Origin of the sequence: Frankia sp. AgKG'84/4 (assembly GCF_023242965.2) — a bacterium.
GTDB lineage: Bacteria > Actinomycetota > Actinomycetes > Frankiales > Frankiaceae > Frankia.
Genome location: NZ_JALKFU020000948.1, coordinates 1 through 686 on the forward strand (window position 1 = coordinate 1; position 686 = coordinate 686).

Below are 686 nucleotides of genomic sequence, written 5' to 3' on the forward strand. Positions count from 1 at the left end.
ACGGGAGGGGAACGTGACGTTCCAGTCCGCGACCACCACCGCCTATCCGCTGCCCCGCCCGCGCGGCGGACCCGCTGCGCGTCGACTATCCGTACGGAGTGACCGCAGCGCCCGACGGCACCATCTACGTGTCGCAGCGGCTGCGCCACCGGATCGTCCGCCTGGACGCCGACGGCCAGGTGAGGACAGTCGCCGGCTGCGGCCGCAGCGGCGGGCGCGGCGACGGCGGCCCAGCCCTGGACGCCGAACTCGACAACCCGTGCGGCCTGGCCGTGGGCCGTGACGGCACGCTGTACATCGCCGACAGCTTCACCCACCGCATTCGCCGTGTCGATCCGGCCGGTCGAATCGACACCGTCGCGGGTTGCGGACAGCCCGGCCCGCCACCCGGCCCGCTCGCCCGCGCCGCCACCGACCTGCACCTGTCCCGCCCGCACGACGTCTGCCTCGACGCCGTCGGCCGGCTGTACATCGCCAACACCGGCGGCCACCAGATCGTCCGCGTCGACCCCGACGGCCGCGGACTGCCCCTCGCCGGCGTCGGCACGGCAGGCCAGTCCGGCGACCGCGGCCCCGCCCAGCTCGCGCAGCTCCGCCGCCCCCACGCCGTCCTCACTGTGGCCGGCCCCATCCACCCCACCCACCCCACCCACCCCGCCGGCCCCACCCACCCCGCCGGCCCCACC

Annotated in this window: 1 protein-coding gene; it reads left to right on the plus strand. The window is 76.7% G+C overall.

Translation table 11 applies throughout. The annotated features are described in order from the left end of the window. Positions 1 to 98 precede the first annotated feature (98 nt). The coding region (locus MXD58_RS30840) for an NHL domain-containing protein (protein ID WP_518478698.1) at positions 99 to 686 on the plus strand (588 nt) is incomplete at its 3' end.